The organism is Mycolicibacterium chubuense, from assembly GCF_001044255.1.
Classification (GTDB): Bacteria; Actinomycetota; Actinomycetes; order Mycobacteriales; family Mycobacteriaceae; genus Mycobacterium; species Mycobacterium chubuense.
Genome location: NZ_JYNX01000039.1, coordinates 24,361 through 46,242 on the forward strand (window position 1 = coordinate 24,361; position 21,882 = coordinate 46,242).

Genomic DNA, 21,882 nt, shown 5'->3' on the forward strand with positions numbered 1-21,882 from the left:
CGTGGACCACCCGTCACACGCTCCCGTGGCGGATCCGCGCCGCCCAAGACTTGCCGAGCCCGGCGGCCGCGACCACCGCGCGGCGGGGCTTGCCGACGGTGGCGCGCCGGCCGAAGATCTCGAAGTCCACGGCCTCGATGCGATCGAGGATCTCCGAGTACAGCGTCGAGGCGGCCGCGACGCACGGCCGCGACGCCGGCGCCAGCATCCCGATGCCGGGCTTGGCCTTCTCGTAGACCTCGCGGGTGCGCGCGTGCTGCTCGGCCAGCGCGGCCCGCACCCGCTGATCGGTGCGGCGGTTGGCCTGGCACCAGCGCAGCAGCTCCCGGTCCACGCCGTGGGCGGCGAGCTCATCGGCGGGCAGGTACACCCGGCCGCGATGCAGATCCTCGTCGACGTCACGGATGAAGTTGGTGAGCTGGAACGCCGTGCCCAGCGCCGCCGCGTACGGGGCGGCCTGCTCGCGCGGGACGACGGTGCCCAGCACCGGCAGCATCTGCAGCCCGATGACCTCGGCCGACCCGTACATGTACTTCTCCAGCGTGGCCCGGTCGGGGTAGTCGGTCACCGTCAGATCCATCCGCATCGACGCGAGGAAGTCGTCGAACAGATCCCAGCCGATGTCGTACTTGCGCGCGGTGTGCACCACGGCGGTCAGCACCGGATCGTCCCCGCAGGGCTGCTTCTCGACCAGCGCGTTGAACAGCCGGGTGGACAGCTGCTGCAGTTGGTCGGCGCGCTGGTCGACGGTGCGCGGGTCGTCGAGGTCGTCGAGGATGTCGTCGGCGAAGCGGGCGAAGCCGTACAGCGCGTGCACGGCGGGCCGCTGCCGCGGCGCCAGCAGCCGGGTGGCGAGGAAGAACGTCTTGCCGTAACGGGCGTTCAGCGCGCGGCACTGCCGGTAGGCCTCCCGCAGCGACGGGTCCCGGACACCGGCGGCGTCGAGCTCGGTATGGATCATGAGCGGTTGACCTCCGAGGTGGGCTGGCTGGCGTGCACCCCGGTGATGCGGTCCGCGGCGAGCCGCCCGGACAGGATCGCGGTCGGCACGCCGACACCGGGGACGGTCGAGGAGCCCGCGAGCACGACGTTGTCGACCCCGCGGACGGTGTTGGCCGGCCGGAACGGGCCGGTCTGGGAGAACGTGTGCGCCAGCGCGAACGGACTGCCCGCCGCCATGCCCTGCCGAGCCCAGTCGGCGGGGGTCACGACGTGCAGCACCTCCGCGTCCTCCCCGACACCCGGCGCGCGTTTGCGCACGTCATCGAGCATCTGCTGGACGTAGGCCGGGCCGGCGGTGTCCCAGTCGACCACCCCGACGTCGGTGTTGGGCGCGGGTGCGAGCACGTAGAGCAGGTCGCGTCCGGCCGGCGCCAGCGACGGGTCGCTTGCGGTGGGGCGGGTCACCAGCAGCGAGGGGTCCCGCATGGTGCGGCCGTCGTCGATGATGTCGCGGAACGTCTGATGCCAGGCGTCGCCGAACAGGATCGTGTGGTGGCCGGCGGCCTCACCGACCGCTTCGCAGCCGACGTGCGCCACCACCGCCGACGGCGCCGCCCGCAGCTTCAGCGGCCGGCGCGGGGTCCGGCGCACCAGGCGGTACGTGTCGGGCAGTTCGGTGGTCAGCACGACGGCGTCGGCGGGCACCCGCCCACCGTCGGCGGTGCGCACCCCGGTGACCCGGGAGCCGCTGAACTCCAGCTCGGAAACCGTTGCGTTATAGATGAATTCGACGCCGGCATCGGCGGCCGAGGCCGCCATCGCGTCGGGCATCGCCCGCACACCGCCCTGGGGGAAGTACACGCCGGCGACGGTGTCCATGTACGCGATCACCGCGTAGGCGGCCAGTGCGCTCTGCGGCGGCACGCCGGCGTAGAGCGCCTGGAACGTGAACACCCGCAGCAGCCGCTCGTCGGTGATGTAGCGGCGCACCATGCGCTCCCAGCCACGGAACCCGCCGAGCGCGGCGAGCCGGGCCAGCTGCGGGGTCACCAGCGACAGCGGCGAGTCGAAGTTCGCGCCGATGAACCCGTCGAACTCGGTGAGGTACAGCTTGGTCAGCCATTCGCGCAGCCGCAGGTAGCCGTCGGCCTGGTCCCGGCCGGCGAAGCGCTCCACCTCGGTGGCCATCGCGGCCGCGTCGGTGTGCACGACGACCGAGCTCCCGTCGGCGAAGCGGGCCTCGTAGGCAGGATCGACCCGTTCCAACGGCAGCCGCGCCGCCAGCGAGTCGCCGACGGCGGCGAACGCGTCGTCCATGATGTCGGGCATCGTCAGCACTGTGGGCCCGGTGTCGATCCGGTAGCCGCCGATGTCCTCGCGGCCGACCCGCCCGCCCGGGTGCGCGCCGCGCTCGAGGACGGTGACCTCGCGGCCGCGGCCGGCCAGGTGCAACGCTGCCGCGAGACCCGACAGACCCGCCCCGACGACGACGACCCGGTCCGTCCGCCCGGTGACGGTGCGCATCAGGCGGCCCTCTGCGTGCACGCGACCGCCATGTCGGCCAGCGCCGCACGGGCGAAATCGGGGATCGCGACCCCGTCGAGGAAATTCAGGGCGCGGGTGTGCCGCTCGGCGATGAGCTGCTCGATCCACTGCACCGCACCGCTGGCCACGATCAGGTTGCGCCAGTGATCCGCGGCGTCGGAGTCGATGTGCGGACGGTTCATCAGGTCGAAGAGCTGGTCGCGCAGCGGTCCGTCGGCCAGCTCGTAGGCGGCGACGATCACGCTGGTGGCTTTGCGCTCCTCCATGTCGGTGCCCGCGGATTTACCTGTCAGAGACGGGGTTCCGAACACGCCGAGGATGTCGTCGCGCAGCTGGAACGCCTCCCCGATCGCGGCGCCGTAGCCCGACAGCGCGTCGATGACAGCATCGTCGCACCCGGCCATCGCCGCTCCGATCTCCAGCGGCCGACGCACGGTGTAGTTACCGGATTTTCGACGAAGCACGTCGAGAACCTCCTCGAGAGTGGGCAGGGTGTGGGAACTGTTGACCAGATCGGAGAACTGGCCGATGGCCAGCTCGGTGCGCATGTCGTCGTAGCGGGGCCACACCCGGGCCAGGGCGTGCTGGCCGACGCCGCTGCGACGCAGCATCTGCTCGGCCCACACCAGGCACAGGTCGCCGAGCAGGATCGCCGCGGACTCCCCGAACCGGTCGGCCGAGCCGGCCAGCCCGCGGTCGCGGTGCCACCGGCCGAACGAGACGTGCGCCGACGGCCGGGCGCGGCGCAGCGGCGAGCCGTCCATGACATCGTCCTGGATCAGCGCGAACGCGTGCAGCAGCTCCAGGCTGGCCGACGCCCGCAACGCCGCGGCGTTCTCGTCGGCCCCGCACAGCCAGCCGACGTACATGAACGTCGACCGCACGTACTTGCCGCCGTCGAGGAACCCCGACAGCAGGTCACCGGCGACGTCGACATTGGCGGCCGCGAGTCTGCCGAGGCACTCGCTGCGCACGAAGTCCGCCAGGTAGTTGCGCACGCCCGCGCGCAGGTCGTCGCGCCAGGCACCCAGGCTGGTCGCCGTCGGGACTCTCGCACCCGACATGACCAGGTGTGTTCCCGCCCATTCGCCGTCCCTCAAGCTCACACTCCTCCTGGTGGTGCGTCCGGCTCGACCGCCGCGGCATCATCGATTCGTTGCGACCCCGATCCCGGATTGGTCGGACCCGAAAATTTCCCCCCGGGCTGTCAGTACTTCACAGCCAAGCACGTCCGGGGCGCGGTTTCACCTCGCATGTGACGGTCTGATGCGTTCGTGCAGCCTCGCCAGCGGCGCGGGCGCCCACCAGTTCCACCGTCCCATCAGATGCATCATCGCGGGCAGCAGCACCATTCGCACCACCGTGGCGTCGATCAGCACCGCCAGCGTGAGACCGAGTCCGAACATCCGCATGAAGGAAACCTGGGCGGCGACCAGCGCACCGAACGAGATCGCCATGATCAGCGCCGCGGCCGTCACCACCCGCCCGGTGCGCGCCAGACCGACGGCGACGCTCTCGTCGTTGTCGGCGCGGGTGCGCCCGCTGGCCAACCACAGTTCGCGGATGCGGGCGAGGAGGAACACCTCGTAGTCCATCGACAACCCGAAGGCGATACAGAACAGCAGGACGGGCATATTGGCCACCAGCGTCCCGGTGGGGGTTGTGCCCAGGGCGCCGAGATTGCCGTCCTGGAAGATCCAGACCAACGCGCCGAACGCCGCGGTCAGCGAGAGCGTGTTGAGGATCAGCGCCTTCAGCGGCAGCACCACGCTGCCGGTCAGCAGGAACAGCAGTACGAACGTCACGACGGCGACGATGCCCAGCACCGCGGGCAGCCGGGCGGTGATGGCGGTGAGGGTGTCGGCGTTGATCGCCGCGATCCCGGTCAGCTCGACCGTGCGGCCGCCGGGTCCGGGCAGGGCACGGAGGCGGTCCAGCTGCGCGTCGGATTCCGGGGTGAACAGCGGGGTGCTGCTGGCGACGGTGAGGAACGCGACACCCCGGTCCAGGCCGGAACCGGTGGCCGGCGGCCCGACCCGGGTGCCCTCGACGAACGTGCCCGCCGGCGAGTCGACCGCCGGGACTCCCGGCAGCAGCGACGCCGACCGGGCGTAATCGGTGAAGGCACTGGGCGTCAACCCGTGGGCGTCGGGCAGCACCACGGTCACCGCGGCCTCCGAGTTCCCGGGGAACTGGGCCCGCATCAGGTCACCGACCTGACGCGACGACGCCGACGTCGGCAGCACACGGTCGTCGGGCAGACCCCACGCCACCTTCAGGAAGGGCGCCCCCAGAGCGAGGAGCAGCACCGTGGTGGCGGCCCCGATGGGCAGCGCCCGCCGGATGACGAACCGGGTGGTGCGGTACCAGAACATCTGGTCGGTCGGGCGCGGCTGGGCACGCGGCGGACCGAGGAGGCGGTGCAGATCGAATGCGTCGAGCCGGGGGCCCAGCGCCATGATGGCCGACGGCGTCACGACGATCGCCGCGAGCGCACACAGCGCCACCGTCGCCACCCCGGCGTAGGCGAAGGAGGTGAGGAAGTACATGGGGAACAGCGCCATCGCGGCCATCGACAGCGCCACCGTCAGCGCGGAGAACAGCACGGTCCGGCCCGCGGTGACCATCGTGGTGATCAGCGCCTGCTCCCGGTCGGCGCCGTCGGCCATCTCGTCGCGGAAGCGGCTGACGATCAGCAGCGTGTAGTCGACGGCCAGCGCCAGGCCCAGCGCTGTGGTGAGGTTCAGCGCGAAGATCGAGGCGGGGGTCACCATCGCCACCAGCCGCAGCACCGACAGCGACCCGACGATCGCCAGCGCGCCGACGGCCACCGGGAGCGCCGCGGCCGGCAACCCGCGGAACACCCACACCAGGACCAGGAAGGTCAGCGGGATCGCGATCGACTCCATCAGCACCACGTCGCGCAGGGTCTGACTGTTGATCTGGGCGTACACCATCGCCGAGCCGCCGGCCAGCACGCTCACCCCGCCGTGCCGGGGCGCGATGTCCGCGGCCACCTGGTCGGCGAGCCGTTCAGCCACCCGGGGTGCGTCGTCCTCGCCGCCGGCCAGCTCCGCCACCACCAGGCCCGAGCGGCCGTCGGCGCCCGTGAGCCCCGGCGTACCCGGAGGCGCCGTCCACGCCGACACCACCCCGACGACTTCGGGGGCGGTCCGCAGCAGCGCGACGATGTCCTCCCCGGCCGCGCGGGCGTCGGGGCTGTCCACGCCCGCGGAATCGGTGACGCCGAACACCAGCTGCATCCCGCCTCGGCCGAACGTCTCCATCAGTGTGGTTGTCGCACGGGCGGATTCGGCGGCCGGATCCTGAAAACCCCCGGCGGACAGGCTCGATGCGGCCGGCACGCCGAACACCGCGCCCGCGACGAGGGCCAGGGCGGCGAGCGCGAGGATTCGCCGCGGCGCGGCGATGGCGGTGAGCGCGACGCGGTGCAGCACGGTGATCCGCTTGCGGTGGCGGCCGCGCAGACCATCGGGGCGGGTCGGGATGGCCATGGTGCCGAGCAGCCTGCGTCACCCGCCCCGCGCGGCGGTAGCGGCGGCGTCAATATGTCAGCGATGCGTCACGGGTTGGCGCAGGTGCGCGTCTTACGCTCGGTCAGCCCGTCGATGACATCGGCCAGGCCGGTGAACCCGGGTGCGGCGGCCATCTGAGCGGCCAGCCGCGCTGAGGCCTGCCGGTACCGACCGTCGTGCAGCACCGCGAGGATCTCGCGGCGCAGCACGCGCGCCGACGGGTGTTCGCTGCGGATCCGCCGTCCGACGCCCGACCACGCGACCCGCGCGCCCACCTCGGGCTTGTCCTCCTTGCCGCCGGTCGCGACGATGGGCACACCGAAGCGTAGTGCGTACTGCACGCCGCCGTATCCGCCGTTGGTCACGAAAACCGAGGTGCGCGGCAGTAATTCGTCGTAGGGAAGGTAAATTGCGGCGCGCGCGTTGGCCGGCAGGTCGGGCAGCGTGTCGAGCGGCCGGCCACCGGTGGTGACCGCCACCAGGACGTCCTCGTCGGCGAGGGCACGCAGCGTCGGCGCGATCAGTTGCTCGTAGTCGAGGTTGGCGAGGGTGCCCTGCGTGACGTGCACGACCGGGCGGCTGCCGTCCAGTTCGGACCACCATTGCGGCAGCGGCGCCTGCGATCCGGTCGCCGACAACGGTCCGGCGAAGTGCAGCGCCTCGGGCGCATCCGACCGGGGGTATTCGAACCCCGGCACGGTGAACTGGACCAGCGCGTCGGCGCGCCGCCCCCAGTCGATCATCGTGCCCGGCATGTCGACGCCGTGCAGGTCGCGGTGGAGGGCGTCGATCACGGCGTACGGCCGCCGCAGCACCCGGCGGTTCACCCCCGCCAGTACCGCGTTGCGGGGACGGTTGAGGATGCGCGCGGGCGCGAGCCCCATGCCGAACGGTGCGGTGTCGCGGCTCTCGACGCAGAGCGGGAGAACGCCGCACACGACCACGGCGGGCCGCTCGGGGCGCGGACGGTGCAGGAGAAACGCGGCGCCGACGAACGCCGGCTCGACCAGCACGGCGTCGGCCGGCCGCTCGGCGAGCGCCGCCACGAGCGCGCCGTACTGTTCGCGCGCCGGCCGCGCGAAGACGTGCTCGATGTCGAAGGCGATCGCGCGGGCGCCCTTGAGCCGGGCGCGCTGCGGGAAACTGCGCGTGAGGTCGCGGTCGTCGTAGTCCGCCTCCGGAGGCAACGGCACGAACCGCGCGCCCGTCGCGGCGACCTTGTCCGCGAAGCGGGAACCGGTGACGAACCGGACGTCGTCGCCGCGCGCCACCAGGTGGGCGGCCACGGCAAGGAGTGGGGTCACATGCCCGTGGACGGGCACGCTCCCGATGATGATCGACGCCATGACACCCTCCCGGCCGTCCACTACTGTCGTGTAGTATTCATTACTGTGCCACCCAAGTCAATGCCCTCTCGGGGCTCGCGCGCCTACCGATCGGAGCTGCGCGAGCAGCAGGCCCTCGCCACCCGCCAGCGGGTGCTTCAGGCCGCAGCCGAGTTGTTCGCCGCCGACGGCTACGCCCGCACCACCATGGCGAAAATCGCTGCGGCAGCCGGTGTCTCGGCCGAGACCGTGCAGGGCCTCGGACCCAAGGCCGCACTGATGGTCGCCGCGATCGAGGATGTGGCGTTCGGTGTCACCGGCGACCAGAACATCCTCGACCTCGACCCCGGCCGCGCTCTGCTGACCATCGAGGACGTCTCCGAGGCCGTCGACTTGGTCGTCGCGGTGCAGACCGACATCCACGAACGCACGGCCACGCTGTACCGGGCCCTCGCCGCCGGGGCGGGCGCCGACCCCGTCCTGGACCGATACCTGTCCGACCTGACCGCCGGGGTCGGCCGGCAGCTCCGTCGGGTCGTCGACGTGTTCCGCGACCGCGGCTGGGTGCGCACCGACGTGGCCTACGACGAGGTCGTCGAGACAGCGGTGGTGCTGGCCGGCGTCGAGACGTTCCTGCGGTTCACCCATCACGACGGGCACAGCGTCGAGGCATTCCGGGAGTGGCTGCGCCGGATGCTGCGGGAGACGGTCTGCGCGCGGTGACCCCGGCTGTCACACAGTGCGGTGCTGCGTCGTCTCCCCGGTATGACCACACGTATCGAACCCGTCCCCGTCCAGCGTGCCTCCCTGTTGACCCGACTGATGTGGCGCTACGCCCGCCGCCGCTTCGGCGAGGTCCCGGAACCGTTCGCCGTCTACGCCCACCACGGCGGCCTGCTGATGACGGCCGCCGCCCACGAGGGCATGCTCGAGCGGGCCTCGACGACACTGCCGGCCGACGTGCGCGAACTGGCCGTGTACTGGACCGCGCGCAAGATCGGCTGCTCGTGGTGCGTGGACTTCGGAGCCATGCTGATGCGCCTCGAGGGCCTGGACCTGTCGCGGCTCACCGACATCGACGACTACGCGACCTCACCGCTCTACTCCGACGACGAACGGGCGGCGATCGGCTATGCCGCGGCGATGACCACCGACCCGCACACCATCACCGATGAGCAGGTGGCCGACCTGCGCCGCCGCTTCGGGGACAAGGGTGTCATCGAGCTGACCTACCAGGTCGGCGTCGAGAACATGCGGGCCCGGATGAACTCCGCGCTCGGCATCAGCGAACAGGGCTTCGCCTCCGGTGGTGCGTGCCGGGTCCCGTGGCGGTGACGCCCCAGGTGTTTCAATCGTCGGATGACCCGCGATGAGCCTCCGGCCGGTGCAGGCGGGCGACCTCGCGACGCCACGATCGACGAGCGCGTGCTGGCCACGACCCGCGAGTTGCTTCTCGAGGTCGGCTGGGACGACCTCAGTGTGCGAATGGTGGCGACCCGGGCCGGCGTGGGCCGCGCCAGCCTGAGCCGCCGCTGGACCTCCAAGGCCGAACTCGTGCTGCATGCGATCCTCGGCGAAACCCCGGATCTGACACCGTTTTCCGGCACCGACCTGACCGGCTGGGTCGAGTGGGTGGTGCGCGGCAGCCATCAGCTGTTCAACCGGCGCGACGTCAACGAGGCGGTACCGGGGCTGCTGCTGGCGCTGCGCGAGAACGACGACATGCGAAAAGCCTTGTGGGCGAACTTCAGTACGCCCGCGGTCGCACTGTTCGCCGAGCATCTGGCGGCCGACACACCGGCCCGGCGCCGGCGTGCCGAGCTTAATGCCCGCGCGGTGCTGGTGATGGCCGCCGGGGCGGCACTGTTCCTGAACACCGTCGCCGTCGACGACGATTCCGAGGCGCTACGGCGCCGGATTGCCGAGCTGCTGTCGACGAGCATCGGCGACACTCCCCCGCGCCGAGGCGATGATCGCCGCCCGCGGTGACCGCCACTGCATCCCGAGATCGCGCAGCGTCGTGGTGTCGTCGGTCGGTGTGGCCGCCAGCAGCAGGATCGCCGCCTCGTAACTCAACCCGTCGGGCAGCGCGACGTGGCGTGCGAGAACATCGGTGGCGCGGGCGGCGGCGAGCAGCACGGGTGCCGGCACCGGGACCCGGCGGATCCGCCGGCCGAGACCGGTCTGCAGCGCGTCGATCATCTCGTCGAATCCCAGCAGTTCCCCGCCGCACACATAGCGGCGCGGGCCCCGGCCGGGGCGCATCACCCGCGTGTGCACCTCAGCGACGTCGCAGACGTCGATCATCTGCATGCCGCCCCGTAGCCGCGGCGCGACGGCCCAGCGCACGATCGGCGCCCACCCGCGTTCGGTGACCCCCGGCGCGGTGCCGAACGCCGGACCGACGACGCTGGACGGATAGGTCACCACGACGGGGGCGCCGTCGTCCTGCAGCCGACGCGCGACCCGGTCGGCGTACGCCTTGGTCTTGGCGTAGGCGCTGCGCCCCACCGCGGTCGGGGTCTGCGGTGAGATCACGCCGTCGGTCGGCGGGAAGAGGGCACTGTAGCTGCTCACGGTCAGCACCGGGTCCAGCCCACGCTCGACCGCCCGATGCAGGATCGCCTCGGTCGCGAAGGCATTGACGTCCCACATCAGCCGCACCCGCCGCTCGTCGGTGCCGACGACACCGGCCGCGTGCACGAGCGCCTCACAGCCGTCGAGGAACGCGACAACGTCTGCCTCACAACAGATGTCGCCGACCGTCACGGCTACCGACCCCGCGGCGCGCAGCCGGTCGAGCACGGGCGCACCCGCCTCACCCGGCGGCACCAGCAGGCGCAGCCGATGGCCGGCCGCCAGCAGCGCGCGCGCCGTGTGCGCCCCCACGTACCCGGTTGCCCCGGTGACCGCGATGTCCAGTGTTCCCGCCTCCTCGACGCCGGGGTGCTACATTACGATGCCAATGGCATCGATACAAGCGTTCAGCCCGGCGACCCTGGGCCCGCTCACGCTGAAGAACCGGTTCATCAAGGCCGCCACCTTCGAGGGGGTGATGCCGCGCGGACACGTCAGTCCGGCGCTGGTGGACTTCCACGCCGAGGTGGCCCGCGGCGGCGCGGCGATGACCACGGTGGCGTACTGCGCGGTCTCCCCCGGCGGCCGGGTGCACCGCGACACGATCGTCCTCGACGCCTCGCGCGCCCGGCAACTGCGCGCGCTGACCGACGCGGTCCACGCCGAAGGCGCCCTGGCGTGCGCCCAGATCGGTCATGCCGGCCTGGTGGCCAACACCCTGTCCAACCGGACGCCCACGCTGGCGCCGTCCACCCGGCTCAGCGCGCCGGCCATGGGCGTGGTGCGGGCCGCGACGGTTCACCAGCTCGACGCGCTCGTCGACGACTTCGGCGCTGCCGCAGCACATGCCGTCGACGCCGGGTTCGACGCGATCGAGATCCACATGGGCCACGGCTATCTGCTCAGCTCGTTCTTCAGCCCCAATCTCAACCGGCGCACCGACCGCTACGGCGGGGACACCGCCCGCCGGGCCGAACTCGCGCGCCGGGTCGCCGAGCGGGTGCGCCACACGGTCGGCGACACCGTCGCCGTGACCGCGAAGTTCAACATGGACGACGGTGTGCGACGCGGCTTCTGGCTCACCGACAGCCTGCCCACCGCACGGCTGCTGGAGAGCGACGGACATCTCGACGCGCTGCAGCTCACCGGCGGCAGCTCACTGGCCAACCCCATGTACTACTTCCGCGGAGACGTCCCGCTCGACGAGTTCATCGCGTCCCAACCGCGCGCCGTCGGCCTCGGACTGCGGCTCATCGGCAAGCGCATGTTTCGCGAATATCCCTTCACCGAGGCCTTTTTCGCCCCGCAGGCCCGCCAGTTCCGGGCAGCACTGTCGATGCCGTTGATCCTGCTGGGCGGCATCAACCGGATGGACACCGTGACCGCGGCGCTCGACGACGGTTTCGCGTTCGTCGCGATGGCCCGGGCGCTGTTGCGAGAACCCGACCTGGTCAACAGGTTTCGCGACCGGACCGCCACGGAGGGTCTGTGTGTGCACTGCCAGAAATGCATGCCGACCGTCTACAGCGGAACTCACTGCGTGGTGCGCAGCGGTGAACCGGTGAACTTGTCCGGGTTGGCGATGTCGTAAACCGCCACCACCCGTCCGTCGCACACCGTCAGCGCCTGGATCCGGGGCGCGATCGCGGGCCCGTGCGCATCCCCGTCGTCGCCGCGGGAGAACACGCCCAGTTCACCGTTGACCAACCCGAGCTCGCCGCTGGTGAACAGCCGTGTCCCGTAGCGGCGCGCCAAGCCCAGGAGGAACCGCGCCACCTTGTCTCTGCCGTGGATGACCTGTGGCGCCGTCGGCGCGCGCCGGTTCGCGTCGCCGCTGAACGTGACGTCGGGATGCAGCAGCGCCACCACGGCCTCCAGATCGCCGGCCGCCATCGCCGCCATCAGCGCACCGACCACCTCGTCGTGCTCGGCCGCCGGCGGGGGCGCCGTGGAGACGGTGCGGCGCGCCCGCGACGCGAGCTGCCTCGCCGCGGCGGGCGTGGCCCCGAGAACGTCGGCGATCTCGTCGAACGGCACCGCGAATCCGTCGTGCAGCACGAACGCCACCCGCTGATCGGGCGTCAGATTCTCCAGCACGACCATGGCCGCGAAGCGGGCATCCTCCCCGGCCACCACAGCGGCCAGCGGGTCGTCCCCGTCGAGCGTCGTCACCACCGGTTCGGGCAGCCAGGTGCCGGCGTAGGTCTCGCGCCGGTGGGCCGCCGATCGGAGCCGGTCGAGCGACAGCCGGCTGACCACCGTCGTGAGCCAGGCCCGCAGGTCGACGATCGCGGTGTCGGTCCGCCGGGCCCGGTGGGCGTCCCAGCGCAGCCAGGCATCCTGCACCACGTCCTCGGCGTCGGCGAACGTGCCGGTGAGGCGGTAGCCCACGGCGAGCAGGTAGGGACGCAGCTCTTCGAAGTCCTCGACCCGCGCGGTCATGACATCGAGGGTAGTACCCCTCAAACGCAACGAAATCCGAAGCTGTGAAGTTGATGAATCGACGGAATCAGTCAATAGTGATCGGGTTCACAACCGATTCCGGCTGATTTCGACCGAGGAGGGCCCGTGGTCAAGCACGAAGTGATTCACGGTGAAGGCACCGTGGAGAGCAAGGGACTCAAGGGCGGCGCCCTCGGGCTGGTGTCGAGCATCGTGGTGGGGATGGCCTCGACGGCGCCGGCCTACAGCCTGGCCGCCACGCTCGGCCTGATCATCGCCAGCGGGGGCGCGCTGTTGTCCGGTGTGAAGGCGCCTGCCATCGTGCTGATCTCCTTCATCCCCATGTACCTGATCGCGGTCGCCTACCAGGAGCTCAACAAAGCCGAACCGGACTGCGGCACGACCTTCACCTGGGCGTCGCGCGCCTTCGGCCCGGTCGTCGGCTGGCTGGGCGGCTGGGGCATCATCGCCGTCGACGTCATCGTGATGGCCAACCTCGCGCAGATCGCCGGGGCCTACTCCTTCACCTTCGCCGGGGACCTCGGCTGGGACTCGGCGGCCACGCTGTCCGACAGCACGTTCTGGTCCACCGTCGCCGGTGTCATCTGGATCGCGGTGATGACCTACATCTGCTACCGCGGCATCGAGGTGTCGGCGCGCCTGCAATACGCACTGCTGGGCATCGAGGTGGTCGTGCTGATCGGGCTGTCGATCGTCGCGCTGGTCAAGGTGTACACCCGCACCGCAGAGAGCTACTCGCTGATGCCGTCACTGTCCTGGTTCTGGCCCGGCGGACTGGACTTCAGCACCGTCATCGCGCCGGCGATCCTGACCACGATCTTCATCTACTGGGGCTGGGACACCGCCGTCGCGTGCAACGAGGAGTCCGACGACCCCGGGCGCACCCCCGGCCGGGCCGCCGTCATCTCGACCTTCCTGCTGCTGGCCACCTACGCGCTGGTGAGCGTCGCGGCCGTCGCGTTCGCCGGTGTCGGCACCGACGGGATCGGGCTGGGCAACCCGGACAACTCGGCCGACGTGTTCGCCGCGATCGGACCGGATCTGTTCGGCGACAGTGCGCTCGGGCACATCGGGATGCTGCTGCTGTCGGCGTCCATCCTGACCTCGGCGTCGGCGTCGACGCAGACCACGATCCTGCCGACCGCGCGCACCACGCTGTCGATGGGCGTCTACCGCGCCCTGCCCGAGTCGTTCGCGAAGATCCACCGGCGCTACCTGACTCCGACCACGTCGACCATCGCGATGGGCGTGGTGTCGGCGATCTTCTACGTGCTGTTCACCGTGATCAGCACCAACCTGCTGACCGCGCTGATCGGCTCGGTCGGGCTGATGATCGCCTTCTACTACGGGCTGACCGGTTTCGCCTGCGTCTGGTTCTACCGAAAGACGTTGACGCGCAACACCCGTGACCTGGTGATGCGCGGGGTGGTGCCGCTGCTGGGCGGCATCGTGCTCCTCGTGGTCTTCGTCTACGGCCTGCTGCAGTACGCCAAGCCGGACTGGCTCACCGACGACGACGGCAACAACGTGACCATCTTCGGCGTCGGCGCCGTCGCGGTGGTGGGCATCGGCGCGCTGGTCCTGGGCCTGGTGCTCATGGTGGTCTGGCGGTTCATGTCGCCCGACTTCTTCAAGGGCGTGACGCTGCCTCGTCGCAGTCACGACCTGGTGCTGGAGACGGTGCCCGATCAGGAGGCGGCGGTGCCCCGCTTCGGTCTGCCCGACGCCGGCGACGTGCCCACGATCATCGCCAAGGATCTGTCCAACCTGCCGCCCGGCGAGAAGGCGATCGACCCGCTGACCGGCCACGAGTACACCAAGAACTGACGTCTCACAGGTTTTTCGCACTGTCCTGCCAGGAGGCTCGCAGGACCGTATATTGCGCGCATGGCAATCACCTCCGAACCGTCGACCCCTGCTGTCGGCAGCAAGGGGCTGCAGGCCGGTGCGCTCGGCCTCGTCGGCAACGTCGTCATCGGTCTGGCGGCGGTGGCGCCAGCCTACAGCCTGGCCGCCACGCTCGGCTACGTCGTGCTGGAGGTCGGCGAGAAGGCGCCGTCGATGTTCGTGCTGGCGTTCATCCCGATGCTGCTGGTGGCGTTCGCCTACAAGGAGCTCTCGCAGGAGACCCCGGACTGCGGCACGACGTTCACCTGGGGCACCAAGGCTTTCGGCCCGTGGATCGGCTGGATCGGCGGCTGGGGGCTGGCCGTGTCGGCCATCATCGTGCTGGCCAACGTCGCCGAGATCGCCGCGATCTACCTCTACAACTTCCTCGGCCTCGACGATCTGGCCGACAACACCTTCGCCACAGTCGGATTGGGATGCTTCTTCATCGTGTCGATGACGCTGGTGTCGGCCCGCGGCATCGTCGTCAGCGAGCGGGTGCAGAACATCCTGATCGCCGTCCAGTTCGGCGTGCTGATCATCGTCAGCGTCATCGCACTGGTCCGGGTGTTCTCCGGAACCGCCGGCGCGCAGGCGATCAGCCCTCAGCTGTCGTGGCTGTGGCCCAGCGGATTGGACACGTCGTCGATCGCCGCGGCGGTGATCCTGTGCATCTTCATCTACTGGGGTTGGGACGCCTGCCTGGCCGTCGGTGAGGAGACCAAGGATCCCGGCCGGACGCCGGGCATCGCTGCGGTCATCACCACGCTGATCCTGGTGTGCACCTATGTGCTGGTGGCTTACGCACTGCAGTCGTTCGCCGGATTCGGTGAGGTCGGCATCGGGCTGAACAACGCGATGAACTCCGACGACGTGCTCACCGTGCTCGGCGAACCGGTGGCGGGCACGATCGCCGCGTCCGCGCTGCTGCTCACCGTCTCGGTGTCGGCGCTGTCGTCGACGCAGACCACCATCCTGCCCACCGCGCGCGGCACGCTGTCGATGGCCGTCTACGAAGCCATCCCGAAGCGGTTCGCCAACGTGCATCCGCGCTACATGACGCCGGCGTTCGGCACGATCGTGATGGGTCTGGCCGCCCTGTTCTTCTACCTGCTGCTGAAAGTGTTGTCGGAGAACGCCCTCGCCGACTCGGTGGCCTCCCTCGGGCTCGCGGTCGCGTTCTACTACGGCATCACCGCGTTCGCCTGCGTCTGGTATTTCCGCCGGACGCTGTTCAGCTCGGTGCGAAATCTGTTCTTCCGCGGCATCTTCCCGCTGCTGGGCGGCCTCGCGATGGCGGCGGCGTTCGTGATCAGCGCCAAGGACATGATCGCGCCGGACTACGGCTACACCGCGTTCGGTCCCATCGGCGGGGTATTCGTGCTCGGGGTCGGCATGCTGGTGCTCGGCATCCCGTTGATGCTGGCGTGCTTCGCGTTCGGCACGAAACGCTTCTTCCGCGGCGAGACGCTCAACGCATCCACCGAAGTCCAAGTACCCGACGTCTACTGAGGAACCGCCATGCATCTGACCGTCGGCTACCTTGCCACCCCGACCGGCGACGACGGCGTCGCGCTGGCCAGTGCGCTCGCGCGGACCTTCGACGCCAGCGTCGACGTCCTGTTGGTGGTTCGCGAAGAACTGCCCGACGGCCATCCCGGGCGCCTGGAATACCAACGTCTGCTCGTCGAGCGGGGCGAGCAGTGGGTGGCCGGTGCGGTGGCCACGCTCGCGCGCGACGGGGTGCACGCCGAGTCGTCGGTGACCGTCGGAGAGTCGTTCGCGCAGACGCTGGTTGACTACGCGCAGGAGAAGTCCTCGGACCTGATCGTGGTCGGGGGTGCGCGCGACGGGTTCTTCGGTCGGCACACCATCGGCCCTGTGACCGGGGCGTTGCTGCACTCCTCGCCGATCCCGGTGGCGCTGGCGCCGCGCGGCTACGCCGAGGATCCGGACGAGAGGTTCACCGCGGTGACCGCCGCGGTGCCCACCAAGCCGGGCGACGACAACCCGCTGCCGTTCGCGATCACGCTGGCCAGCGCGGCCGGTCTGGGGATCCGGATGCTGTCGCTGGTGTCGGCGGAGAACTTCGCCGAGGCGGGCAGCGCGCGGGAGGTGCGGCAGCTGCAGGTCGCCGCGGCTGAAGAGAACCTCGCCGTCGCGGCGCGCGCGCTGCCCGACTCGCCGGAGATCGAGTCGCTGGTCGCCGACGGCATGACGCTGGAGTCGGCGCTGAAGAAGCTCAACTGGGACGACGGCGACCTGTTGGTCGTGGGCTCGTCCCGGTTCGCCGCACCGCGCCGCATCTTCCTGGGGTCGACGGCCGCGCGCATCCTCGCCGGGGTCGACGTGCCGGTGATCGTGGTGCCGCGCGACGAGTAACCGCGCCGTTTCCCCGCGGAAGCGCATTCCGGGCTGCGATCCGGTAGGCGATCACGACCAGGAATGCTATTCCGCGGTCGCCTCAGCGCTTGGTGAAAATGGTTCGGTGCCAAGCCTTGTCGACCACGCCGGTGATGTCGCTCATGACGTGCTTGATCGACAGGTACTCCTCGAGCGAGTACTGGCTCATATCCTTGCCGAATCCCGACGCACCGAACCCACCGTGCGGCATCTCCGAGATGATCGGGATGTGGTCGTTGATCCACACACACCCGGCGTGGATCTCCCGCGACGCGCGCTGCGCGCGATAGACGTCGCGTGTCCACGCCGAGGCCGCGAGCCCGTAGGCGGTGTCGTTGGCCTGCCGGATCGCGTCGTCGTCGTCGGTGAACGACCGCACCGTCAGCACGGGACCGAAGATCTCGTCGCGGTACACCTCCGACTGCTCGGACACGTCGGCGATCAGCGTCGGCCGGTAGAACGAGCCCGGTCCCTCCGGCGCCACGCCGCCGGTCACGATGCGCCCGCCCTCGCCGGGCGCGCGCGCCACCATGTCGGCCACCTTCGCCCGGTGCGCCAGCGTGATCAACGGGCCGAGATCGGTGTCGGGATCCTGCGGGTCGCCGACGACGATCTTGCCCATCACCTCGGCGACCCCGGCGACGAAGTCGTCGTACACCTCGCGGGCGACGATCGCGCGGGTGGCGGCGGTGCAGTCCTGCCCGGTGTTGATCAGCGACCCGGCGACCGCGCCCTGGATCGCGGCGTCGAGATCGGCGTCGTCGAACACGACGAACGGTGCCTTACCGCCCAATTCGAGCTGGGTGCGGTGCCCGTGCACCGCGGCCGCGGCCATCACCTTGCGCCCGACGGCCGTCGACCCGGTGAACGTCACCATGTCGACGTCGCGATGCCCGGCCAGCGCGGTCCCCACGTCGGCGCCCGCGCCGGTCACCACATTCAGCACACCGGGCGGCAGCCCGGCCTCGCCGGCCAGCCGGGCCAGCGTCAGCGTGGTCAGCGGCGTGATCTCGGCGGGCTTGATCACCACGCTGCAGCCGGCGGCCAGCGCGGGCAGCACCTTCCACACCGCCATCTGCAGCGGATAGTTCCACGGGGTGATCGTCGCGACCACGCCGACGGCCTCGCGGCGGATCGACGACGTGTGATCGCCGGAGTACTCCCCCGATGCCTTGCCCTCGAGATGGCGGGCGGCGCCGGCGAAGAAGTCGATGTTGTCGACGCTGCCGGGGACGTCGAACTCGGTGGCCAGCCGGACGGGCTTGCCGGTCTGGCTGACCTCCTCGGCCACCAGCGTGTCGGCGGCCTCGTCGGCGAGCACGGCCAGCTTCGCCAGCACGGCCGAGCGCTCGGCCGGGGTGGCCCCGGCCCAGCCGGGCAGCGCCGCCCGCGCCGAGCCGACCGCGCGGTCGACATCGCCGGGTGAGGCCAGCGCCATCTCGGCCACCGGCTCGCCGGTCGCCGGGTTGATCACGGAGTGTGTGGCGCCGCCGGTCCGCACCGGTGCGCCATCGATCCAGCTGCCGGCCAGATCCCTCGAAGACGAAACCACGGTCATGGCCCACACCGTATCGTTTGATACACGAGAAACGCTACGCATTACCTCAGCTTCGGCCACCTACAACGATTGATTTCATGGTCATGGTTGCTTGAAACGACGGATTCCGTGCACAATCTGAGTCATGGTCAACCCGGGGGTCCCGCACGCCGTCGGCCCCGTCTCGTTCCGCGTCAACCAGTCGCGACCCGGTGCCGCCTTCCAGCTCGACGAGCTCTCCAAGGCGATCATCGAGAAGCTGCAGCAGGACGGCCGCCGTTCCTATGCGGGCATCGGGAAGGCCGTCGGCCTGTCCGAGGCCGCGGTGCGCCAGCGCGTGCAGCGCATGGTCGACGCCGGGGTGATGCAGATCGTCGCGGTCACCGACCCGATGCAGCTCGGCTTCGCCCGGCAGGCCATGATCGGCGTCCGCTGCACCGGTGACACCACCAAGATCGCCGAGAAGCTCGCCGCCCTCGAGTCGGTCGACTACGTGGTGCTGACCGCGGGCTCGTTCGACGCCATCGTCGAGGTCGTGTGCGAGGACGACGACCACCTCCTTCAGCTACTCAACACCCAGATCCGTGCGTTACCGGGAGTGATATCCACAGAGACCCTCGTTTACCTGAAACTCGTTAAGCAGCAATACAATTGGGGAACCCGATGACAATCATTTCCGAAACCGAACAACCGACGACAAGCAAACTCGCCGCAACGGCCAAGCGCCACCTGTGGGGGCATTTCGCCCGCCACGGCGCGGACATCACCCCGCCGATGATCATCCGCGGCGAGGGCGTCCACATCTACGACGACCAGGGCAAGCAGTACATCGACGGGCTCTCGGGCCTGTTCGTGGTACAGGTCGGGCACGGCCGCAAGGAGCTCGCCGAGGCGGCGGCCAAGCAGGCCGAGCAGCTGGCGTTCTTCCCGCTGTGGTCCTACGCCACGCCCAGCGCGGTCGAGCTGGCCGAGCGCCTGGCTGGCTACGCCCCGGGCGACCTGAACCGCGTCTTCTTCACCACCGGCGGCGGCGAGGCCGTCGAGAGCGCCTGGAAGCTGGCCAAGCAGTACTACAAGCTGACCGGCAGGCCCGGCAAGTACAAGGTGATCTCGCGGTCCATCGCCTATCACGGCACGCCGCAGGGTGCCCTGGCCATCACGGGCATCCCGACGTTCAAGGCGCCGTTCGATCCGCCGACTCCTGGCGGTTTCCGGGTGCCCAACACCAACATCTACCGCGCGCCCGAGCAGTTCAGCAACGACCCCAAGGCGTGGGGACGCTACTGCGCCGACCGCATCGCCGAGGCCATCGAGTTCGAGGGCCCCGACACCGTCGCCGCCGTGTTCCTGGAGCCGGTGCAGAACGCCGGCGGCTGCTTCCCGCCGCCGCCCGGATACTTCGAGCGGGTCCGCGAGATCTGCGACGAGTACGACGTGCTGCTGGTCTCCGACGAGGTGATCTGCGCCTACGGCCGCATCGGTTCGATGTTCGCGTGCAACGACTTCAACTACGTGCCGGACATCATCACGTGCGCGAAGGGCCTGACGTCGGGCTACTCCCCGATCGGCGCGATGATCGCCAGCGACCGGCTCTTCGAGCCGTTCAACGACGGCCACACCGTGTTCGGGCACGGCTACACCTTCGGCGGGCACCCGGTGTCCTCTGCGGTCGCACTGGCCAACCTCGACATCTTCGAGCGCGAGGGCATCAACGCCCACGTCAAGGAGATGGCGCCGGCCTTCCGCGCGACGCTGGAGAAGCTGTACGACCTGCCGATCGTCGGCGACGTCCGCGGCGAGGGCTTCTTCTACGGCATCGAGTTGGTCAAGGACAAGACCACCAAGGAGACCTTCAACGACGAGGAGTCCGAGCGGCTGCTGCGCGGCTTCCTCACTCCCGCACTGTGGGAGGCCGGTCTGTACTGCCGCGCCGACGACCGCGGCGACCCAGTCGTGCAGCTGGCTCCCCCGCTGATCAGCGGGCAGAAGGAGTTCGACGCGATCTACGACGTGCTGCACAACGTGCTCGGCGAGGCCAGCCGCCGGATGTAGCCACTCCTTTCTCGCCGAGATTGCGTTCCGTGCGGCCACATCAGCGAAAACGGCGCGTGGAATGCAATTTCGGCGAGACTGGGCGGTAATGAAACCGCCGATCAATCCCGTGCGCTGGCAGGCCCCGCCGGTGCGGCCCCTGCCCCCGTTCCCGAGCGCCGACGTCACGCTGGTCCCCGTGCCGGGCGGCGAGCCCGAGGACGTCGTCACCGACGACGACGGCCGGTTGTGGGTCGGCGCGATGGACGGCGGCATCGTGCGGCTGGAACCCGACGGCACAGCGCCGGTCGTCGTCGCCAACACCGGGGGTCGGCCACTGGGTCTGGGCTTCGCGCGCGACGGGCGGCTGCTGATCTGCGACAGCCCCCGCGGGCTGCTGGCCCTGGATCCCAGCACCGGCCGCATCGAGACCCTGGTGGACTCGATCGCGGGCCGGACGCTGCAGTTCTGCTCCAACGTCACCGAGACACCGGACGGCGCAATCTATTTCACCGAATCCACGTCGCACTTCACCGTCGCGAACTATCTCGGCGCGATTCTCGAAGCCCGCCCGCGCGGCGCCCTGCACCGCCTCGACCCCGACGGCACCGTGACGACCGTCGTCGACGGGCTGTACTTCGCCAACGGCGTGACGCCCACCGCGGACGGCACCGCGCTGGTGGTCGCCGAAACCCAGGGCCGACGGCTGTCGACGTACTGGCTGAGCGGACCGCGCGCGGGTGAGTTCACCCCGCTGGCCGAACACCTGCCCGGGATGCCGGACAACCTGTCGACCGGCCCGGACGGGCGGATCTGGTGCGCCATGGTCACGCCGGCCAACCCGGTCGCCGACCGGCTGGCCGCCGGGCCCCCGCTGCTACGCCAGGCGGTGTGGCGGCTGCCCGCGCGCCTGCAGCCCAAGCCCGTCTCCGTCGTGTGGGTGGTCGCGTTCGACCCCGGCACCGGTGCGGCCGTGGCCGGCATGCGCACCACCCACCCGCACTTCAGCATGGTGACCGGCATGGTGGAACGCGACGGCCGGCTCTGGATGGGCAGCATCGGTGCGCCGTACCTCGGCCGGATCGGCGTCGCCGCGACCGCGCTCTGACCCCTGCGCCAAAGCGGTTCCTGCCAGCGGGCAGCCAATTCCTGCCAGCGGAAATGAACGCGCTGACCTGCTGGTTCTTCAGTGCAGATCACCACGATCGCCACAAGAGAAGAGCAGGACCATGAAGAGCTTCACGATCACCACCGCCGCCGCCGCCGCCGGGCTGGCCGCCGCCGTCCTCGGACTGGCCGCGCCCGCCGTCGCCGCCCCCACCGGAGGCAACGCCGCCGACACCATCAGCGCGCTCGAAGCGCAGGGCAACCGCGTCATCGTCACCCGCCAGTCCAGCACCCCGCTGGATGAGGCCTCGGTCGTGTCCATCCATCGCGGCCCGATCATGCGCCAGAGCATCCCGATCCCCGACTCGATCGGCAACGGCAGCCGCTCGGTCAGCAGTCAGACCGTCTACGTCACCATCAAGTAGCAGTGACGCGGGGCACCTCCGGAGCGGCGGTGCCCCGACATCACAATTCGGCGCCTCCCAACAGCCCCATTTCTGCCAGACACCGTCGAAATCCTGCCAAGAGA

Annotated in this window: 19 protein-coding genes; 11 read left to right on the top strand and 8 right to left on the bottom strand. The window is 70.2% G+C overall.

Annotation, left to right across the window (positions count from 1 at the left end; translation table 11 throughout):
* Positions 1–13: 13 nt before the first annotated feature.
* The 5 genes from MCHUDSM44219_RS16545 to MCHUDSM44219_RS16565 all read right to left on the bottom strand — a co-directional run bounded on the left by MCHUDSM44219_RS16545 (position 14) and on the right by MCHUDSM44219_RS16565 (position 7,369).
* On the bottom strand, positions 14–961 hold the full coding sequence (locus tag MCHUDSM44219_RS16545) for a phytoene/squalene synthase family protein (RefSeq protein ID WP_048419350.1): 948 nt from the start codon (positions 959–961) through the stop codon (positions 14–16).
* On the bottom strand, positions 958–2,466 hold the full coding sequence (gene crtI / locus MCHUDSM44219_RS16550) for a phytoene desaturase family protein (RefSeq protein WP_048419451.1): 1,509 nt from the start codon (positions 2,464–2,466) through the stop codon (positions 958–960). The genes MCHUDSM44219_RS16545 and crtI overlap by 4 nt, the downstream gene beginning before the upstream one ends.
* Positions 2,466–3,551, bottom strand: coding sequence for a polyprenyl synthetase family protein (locus MCHUDSM44219_RS16555; protein WP_048419351.1), 1,086 nt, complete (start codon positions 3,549–3,551; stop codon positions 2,466–2,468). Before MCHUDSM44219_RS16555 ends, crtI begins: the two co-directional genes overlap by 1 nt.
* Before the next feature lie 180 nt (positions 3,552–3,731).
* Positions 3,732–5,945, bottom strand: a complete 2,214-nt coding sequence (locus tag MCHUDSM44219_RS16560) for an MMPL family transporter (RefSeq protein ID WP_048419452.1) — start codon at positions 5,943–5,945, stop codon at positions 3,732–3,734.
* 125 nt (positions 5,946–6,070) lie between these two features.
* Positions 6,071–7,369, bottom strand: coding sequence for a glycosyltransferase (locus tag MCHUDSM44219_RS16565; RefSeq protein WP_048419453.1), 1,299 nt, complete (start codon positions 7,367–7,369; stop codon positions 6,071–6,073).
* Between the two features lie 60 nt (positions 7,370–7,429).
* On the opposite strand from MCHUDSM44219_RS16565, the gene MCHUDSM44219_RS16570 reads away from it, so the two are divergent.
* Genes MCHUDSM44219_RS16570 through MCHUDSM44219_RS16580 form a run of 3 tightly spaced genes read left to right on the top strand, consistent with a single transcriptional unit; the run spans position 7,430 to position 9,337 of the window.
* A complete protein-coding gene (locus MCHUDSM44219_RS16570) occupies positions 7,430–8,071 on the top strand; it encodes a TetR/AcrR family transcriptional regulator (RefSeq protein ID WP_048419352.1) in 642 nt (213 codons plus the stop codon).
* A 42-nt stretch (positions 8,072–8,113) separates the two neighbouring features.
* Complete coding sequence (locus MCHUDSM44219_RS16575) at positions 8,114–8,683, top strand: carboxymuconolactone decarboxylase family protein (RefSeq protein WP_048419353.1); 570 nt, start codon at positions 8,114–8,116, stop codon at positions 8,681–8,683.
* Between the two features lie 24 nt (positions 8,684–8,707).
* A complete protein-coding gene (locus MCHUDSM44219_RS16580) occupies positions 8,708–9,337 on the top strand; it encodes a TetR/AcrR family transcriptional regulator (RefSeq protein ID WP_048419354.1) in 630 nt (209 codons plus the stop codon).
* Here MCHUDSM44219_RS16580 and MCHUDSM44219_RS16585 read toward each other — a convergent pair.
* Entirely contained in the window at positions 9,254–10,270 is a 1,017-nt protein-coding gene (locus tag MCHUDSM44219_RS16585; protein WP_048419355.1) for an NAD-dependent epimerase/dehydratase family protein, read from the bottom strand. The two genes, MCHUDSM44219_RS16580 and MCHUDSM44219_RS16585, sit on opposite strands and share 84 nt — an antisense overlap.
* A 43-nt stretch (positions 10,271–10,313) precedes the next feature.
* Between MCHUDSM44219_RS16585 and MCHUDSM44219_RS16590 the strand changes: the two genes are divergently transcribed.
* Positions 10,314–11,516 (top strand): NADH:flavin oxidoreductase, encoded by a 1,203-nt coding sequence (locus tag MCHUDSM44219_RS16590; RefSeq protein ID WP_048419356.1) that lies wholly within the window; start codon positions 10,314–10,316, stop codon positions 11,514–11,516.
* On the opposite strand, the gene MCHUDSM44219_RS16595 is transcribed toward MCHUDSM44219_RS16590, so the two are convergent.
* Positions 11,459–12,367, bottom strand: coding sequence for a sigma-70 family RNA polymerase sigma factor (locus MCHUDSM44219_RS16595; RefSeq protein WP_048419357.1), 909 nt, complete (start codon positions 12,365–12,367; stop codon positions 11,459–11,461). The two genes, MCHUDSM44219_RS16590 and MCHUDSM44219_RS16595, sit on opposite strands and share 58 nt — an antisense overlap.
* Positions 12,368–12,508: 141 nt before the next feature.
* Here MCHUDSM44219_RS16595 and MCHUDSM44219_RS16600 point away from each other — a divergent pair, with 141 nt between their 5' ends.
* Genes MCHUDSM44219_RS16600 through MCHUDSM44219_RS16610 form a run of 3 tightly spaced genes read left to right on the top strand, consistent with a single transcriptional unit; the run spans position 12,509 to position 16,657 of the window.
* Positions 12,509–14,215 (top strand): APC family permease, encoded by a 1,707-nt coding sequence (locus MCHUDSM44219_RS16600; protein ID WP_413783617.1) that lies wholly within the window; start codon positions 12,509–12,511, stop codon positions 14,213–14,215.
* Between the two features lie 60 nt (positions 14,216–14,275).
* Complete coding sequence (locus MCHUDSM44219_RS16605) at positions 14,276–15,787, top strand: APC family permease (RefSeq protein WP_048419358.1); 1,512 nt, start codon at positions 14,276–14,278, stop codon at positions 15,785–15,787.
* Positions 15,788–15,796: 9 nt separating this feature from the next.
* Positions 15,797–16,657, top strand: coding sequence for a universal stress protein (locus MCHUDSM44219_RS16610; protein WP_048419359.1), 861 nt, complete (start codon positions 15,797–15,799; stop codon positions 16,655–16,657).
* Between the two features lie 82 nt (positions 16,658–16,739).
* On the opposite strand, the gene MCHUDSM44219_RS16615 is transcribed toward MCHUDSM44219_RS16610, so the two are convergent.
* Positions 16,740–18,236, bottom strand: a complete 1,497-nt coding sequence (locus tag MCHUDSM44219_RS16615) for a gamma-aminobutyraldehyde dehydrogenase (protein WP_048419360.1) — start codon at positions 18,234–18,236, stop codon at positions 16,740–16,742.
* Between the two features lie 124 nt (positions 18,237–18,360).
* Between MCHUDSM44219_RS16615 and MCHUDSM44219_RS16620 the strand changes: the two genes are divergently transcribed.
* The 4 genes from MCHUDSM44219_RS16620 (at position 18,361) to MCHUDSM44219_RS16635 (ending at position 21,778) form a co-directional block, all read left to right on the top strand.
* The gene (locus MCHUDSM44219_RS16620) at positions 18,361–18,882 is read left to right on the top strand and encodes an Lrp/AsnC family transcriptional regulator (protein ID WP_043406241.1); all 522 of its coding nucleotides are present in this window, start codon (positions 18,361–18,363) and stop codon (positions 18,880–18,882) included.
* Positions 18,879–20,267, top strand: coding sequence for an aspartate aminotransferase family protein (locus MCHUDSM44219_RS16625; RefSeq protein ID WP_048419361.1), 1,389 nt, complete (start codon positions 18,879–18,881; stop codon positions 20,265–20,267). The genes MCHUDSM44219_RS16620 and MCHUDSM44219_RS16625 overlap by 4 nt, the downstream gene beginning before the upstream one ends.
* 88 nt (positions 20,268–20,355) lie before the next feature.
* Positions 20,356–21,354, top strand: coding sequence for an SMP-30/gluconolactonase/LRE family protein (locus MCHUDSM44219_RS16630; RefSeq protein ID WP_109777804.1), 999 nt, complete (start codon positions 20,356–20,358; stop codon positions 21,352–21,354).
* A 121-nt stretch (positions 21,355–21,475) separates the two neighbouring features.
* Complete coding sequence (locus MCHUDSM44219_RS16635) at positions 21,476–21,778, top strand: hypothetical protein (RefSeq protein WP_048419363.1); 303 nt, start codon at positions 21,476–21,478, stop codon at positions 21,776–21,778.
* Positions 21,779–21,882 lie beyond the last annotated feature (104 nt).

Excerpts from the sequence above, each read along its gene's own strand:
- MCHUDSM44219_RS16620 (WP_043406241.1), top strand. The coding sequence starts at position 18,361 with ATGGTCAACCCGGGGGTCCCGCACGCCGTCGGCCCCGTCTCGTTCCGC.
- MCHUDSM44219_RS16555 (WP_048419351.1), bottom strand. The coding sequence starts at position 3,551 with ATGTCGGGTGCGAGAGTCCCGACGGCGACCAGCCTGGGTGCCTGGCGC.
- crtI (WP_048419451.1), bottom strand. The coding sequence starts at position 2,466 with ATGCGCACCGTCACCGGGCGGACGGACCGGGTCGTCGTCGTCGGGGCG.
- MCHUDSM44219_RS16625 (WP_048419361.1), top strand. The coding sequence starts at position 18,879 with ATGACAATCATTTCCGAAACCGAACAACCGACGACAAGCAAACTCGCC.
- MCHUDSM44219_RS16580 (WP_048419354.1), top strand. The coding sequence starts at position 8,708 with ATGACCCGCGATGAGCCTCCGGCCGGTGCAGGCGGGCGACCTCGCGAC.
- MCHUDSM44219_RS16605 (WP_048419358.1), top strand. The coding sequence starts at position 14,276 with ATGGCAATCACCTCCGAACCGTCGACCCCTGCTGTCGGCAGCAAGGGG.
- MCHUDSM44219_RS16595 (WP_048419357.1), bottom strand. The coding sequence starts at position 12,367 with ATGACCGCGCGGGTCGAGGACTTCGAAGAGCTGCGTCCCTACCTGCTC.
- MCHUDSM44219_RS16610 (WP_048419359.1), top strand. The coding sequence starts at position 15,797 with ATGCATCTGACCGTCGGCTACCTTGCCACCCCGACCGGCGACGACGGC.
- MCHUDSM44219_RS16565 (WP_048419453.1), bottom strand. The coding sequence starts at position 7,369 with ATGGCGTCGATCATCATCGGGAGCGTGCCCGTCCACGGGCATGTGACC.
- MCHUDSM44219_RS16590 (WP_048419356.1), top strand. The coding sequence starts at position 10,314 with ATGGCATCGATACAAGCGTTCAGCCCGGCGACCCTGGGCCCGCTCACG.
- MCHUDSM44219_RS16575 (WP_048419353.1), top strand. The coding sequence starts at position 8,114 with ATGACCACACGTATCGAACCCGTCCCCGTCCAGCGTGCCTCCCTGTTG.
- MCHUDSM44219_RS16570 (WP_048419352.1), top strand. The coding sequence starts at position 7,430 with ATGCCCTCTCGGGGCTCGCGCGCCTACCGATCGGAGCTGCGCGAGCAG.
- MCHUDSM44219_RS16545 (WP_048419350.1), bottom strand. The coding sequence starts at position 961 with ATGATCCATACCGAGCTCGACGCCGCCGGTGTCCGGGACCCGTCGCTG.
- MCHUDSM44219_RS16635 (WP_048419363.1), top strand. The coding sequence starts at position 21,476 with ATGAAGAGCTTCACGATCACCACCGCCGCCGCCGCCGCCGGGCTGGCC.
- MCHUDSM44219_RS16615 (WP_048419360.1), bottom strand. The coding sequence starts at position 18,236 with ATGACCGTGGTTTCGTCTTCGAGGGATCTGGCCGGCAGCTGGATCGAT.
- MCHUDSM44219_RS16630 (WP_109777804.1), top strand. The coding sequence starts at position 20,356 with ATGAAACCGCCGATCAATCCCGTGCGCTGGCAGGCCCCGCCGGTGCGG.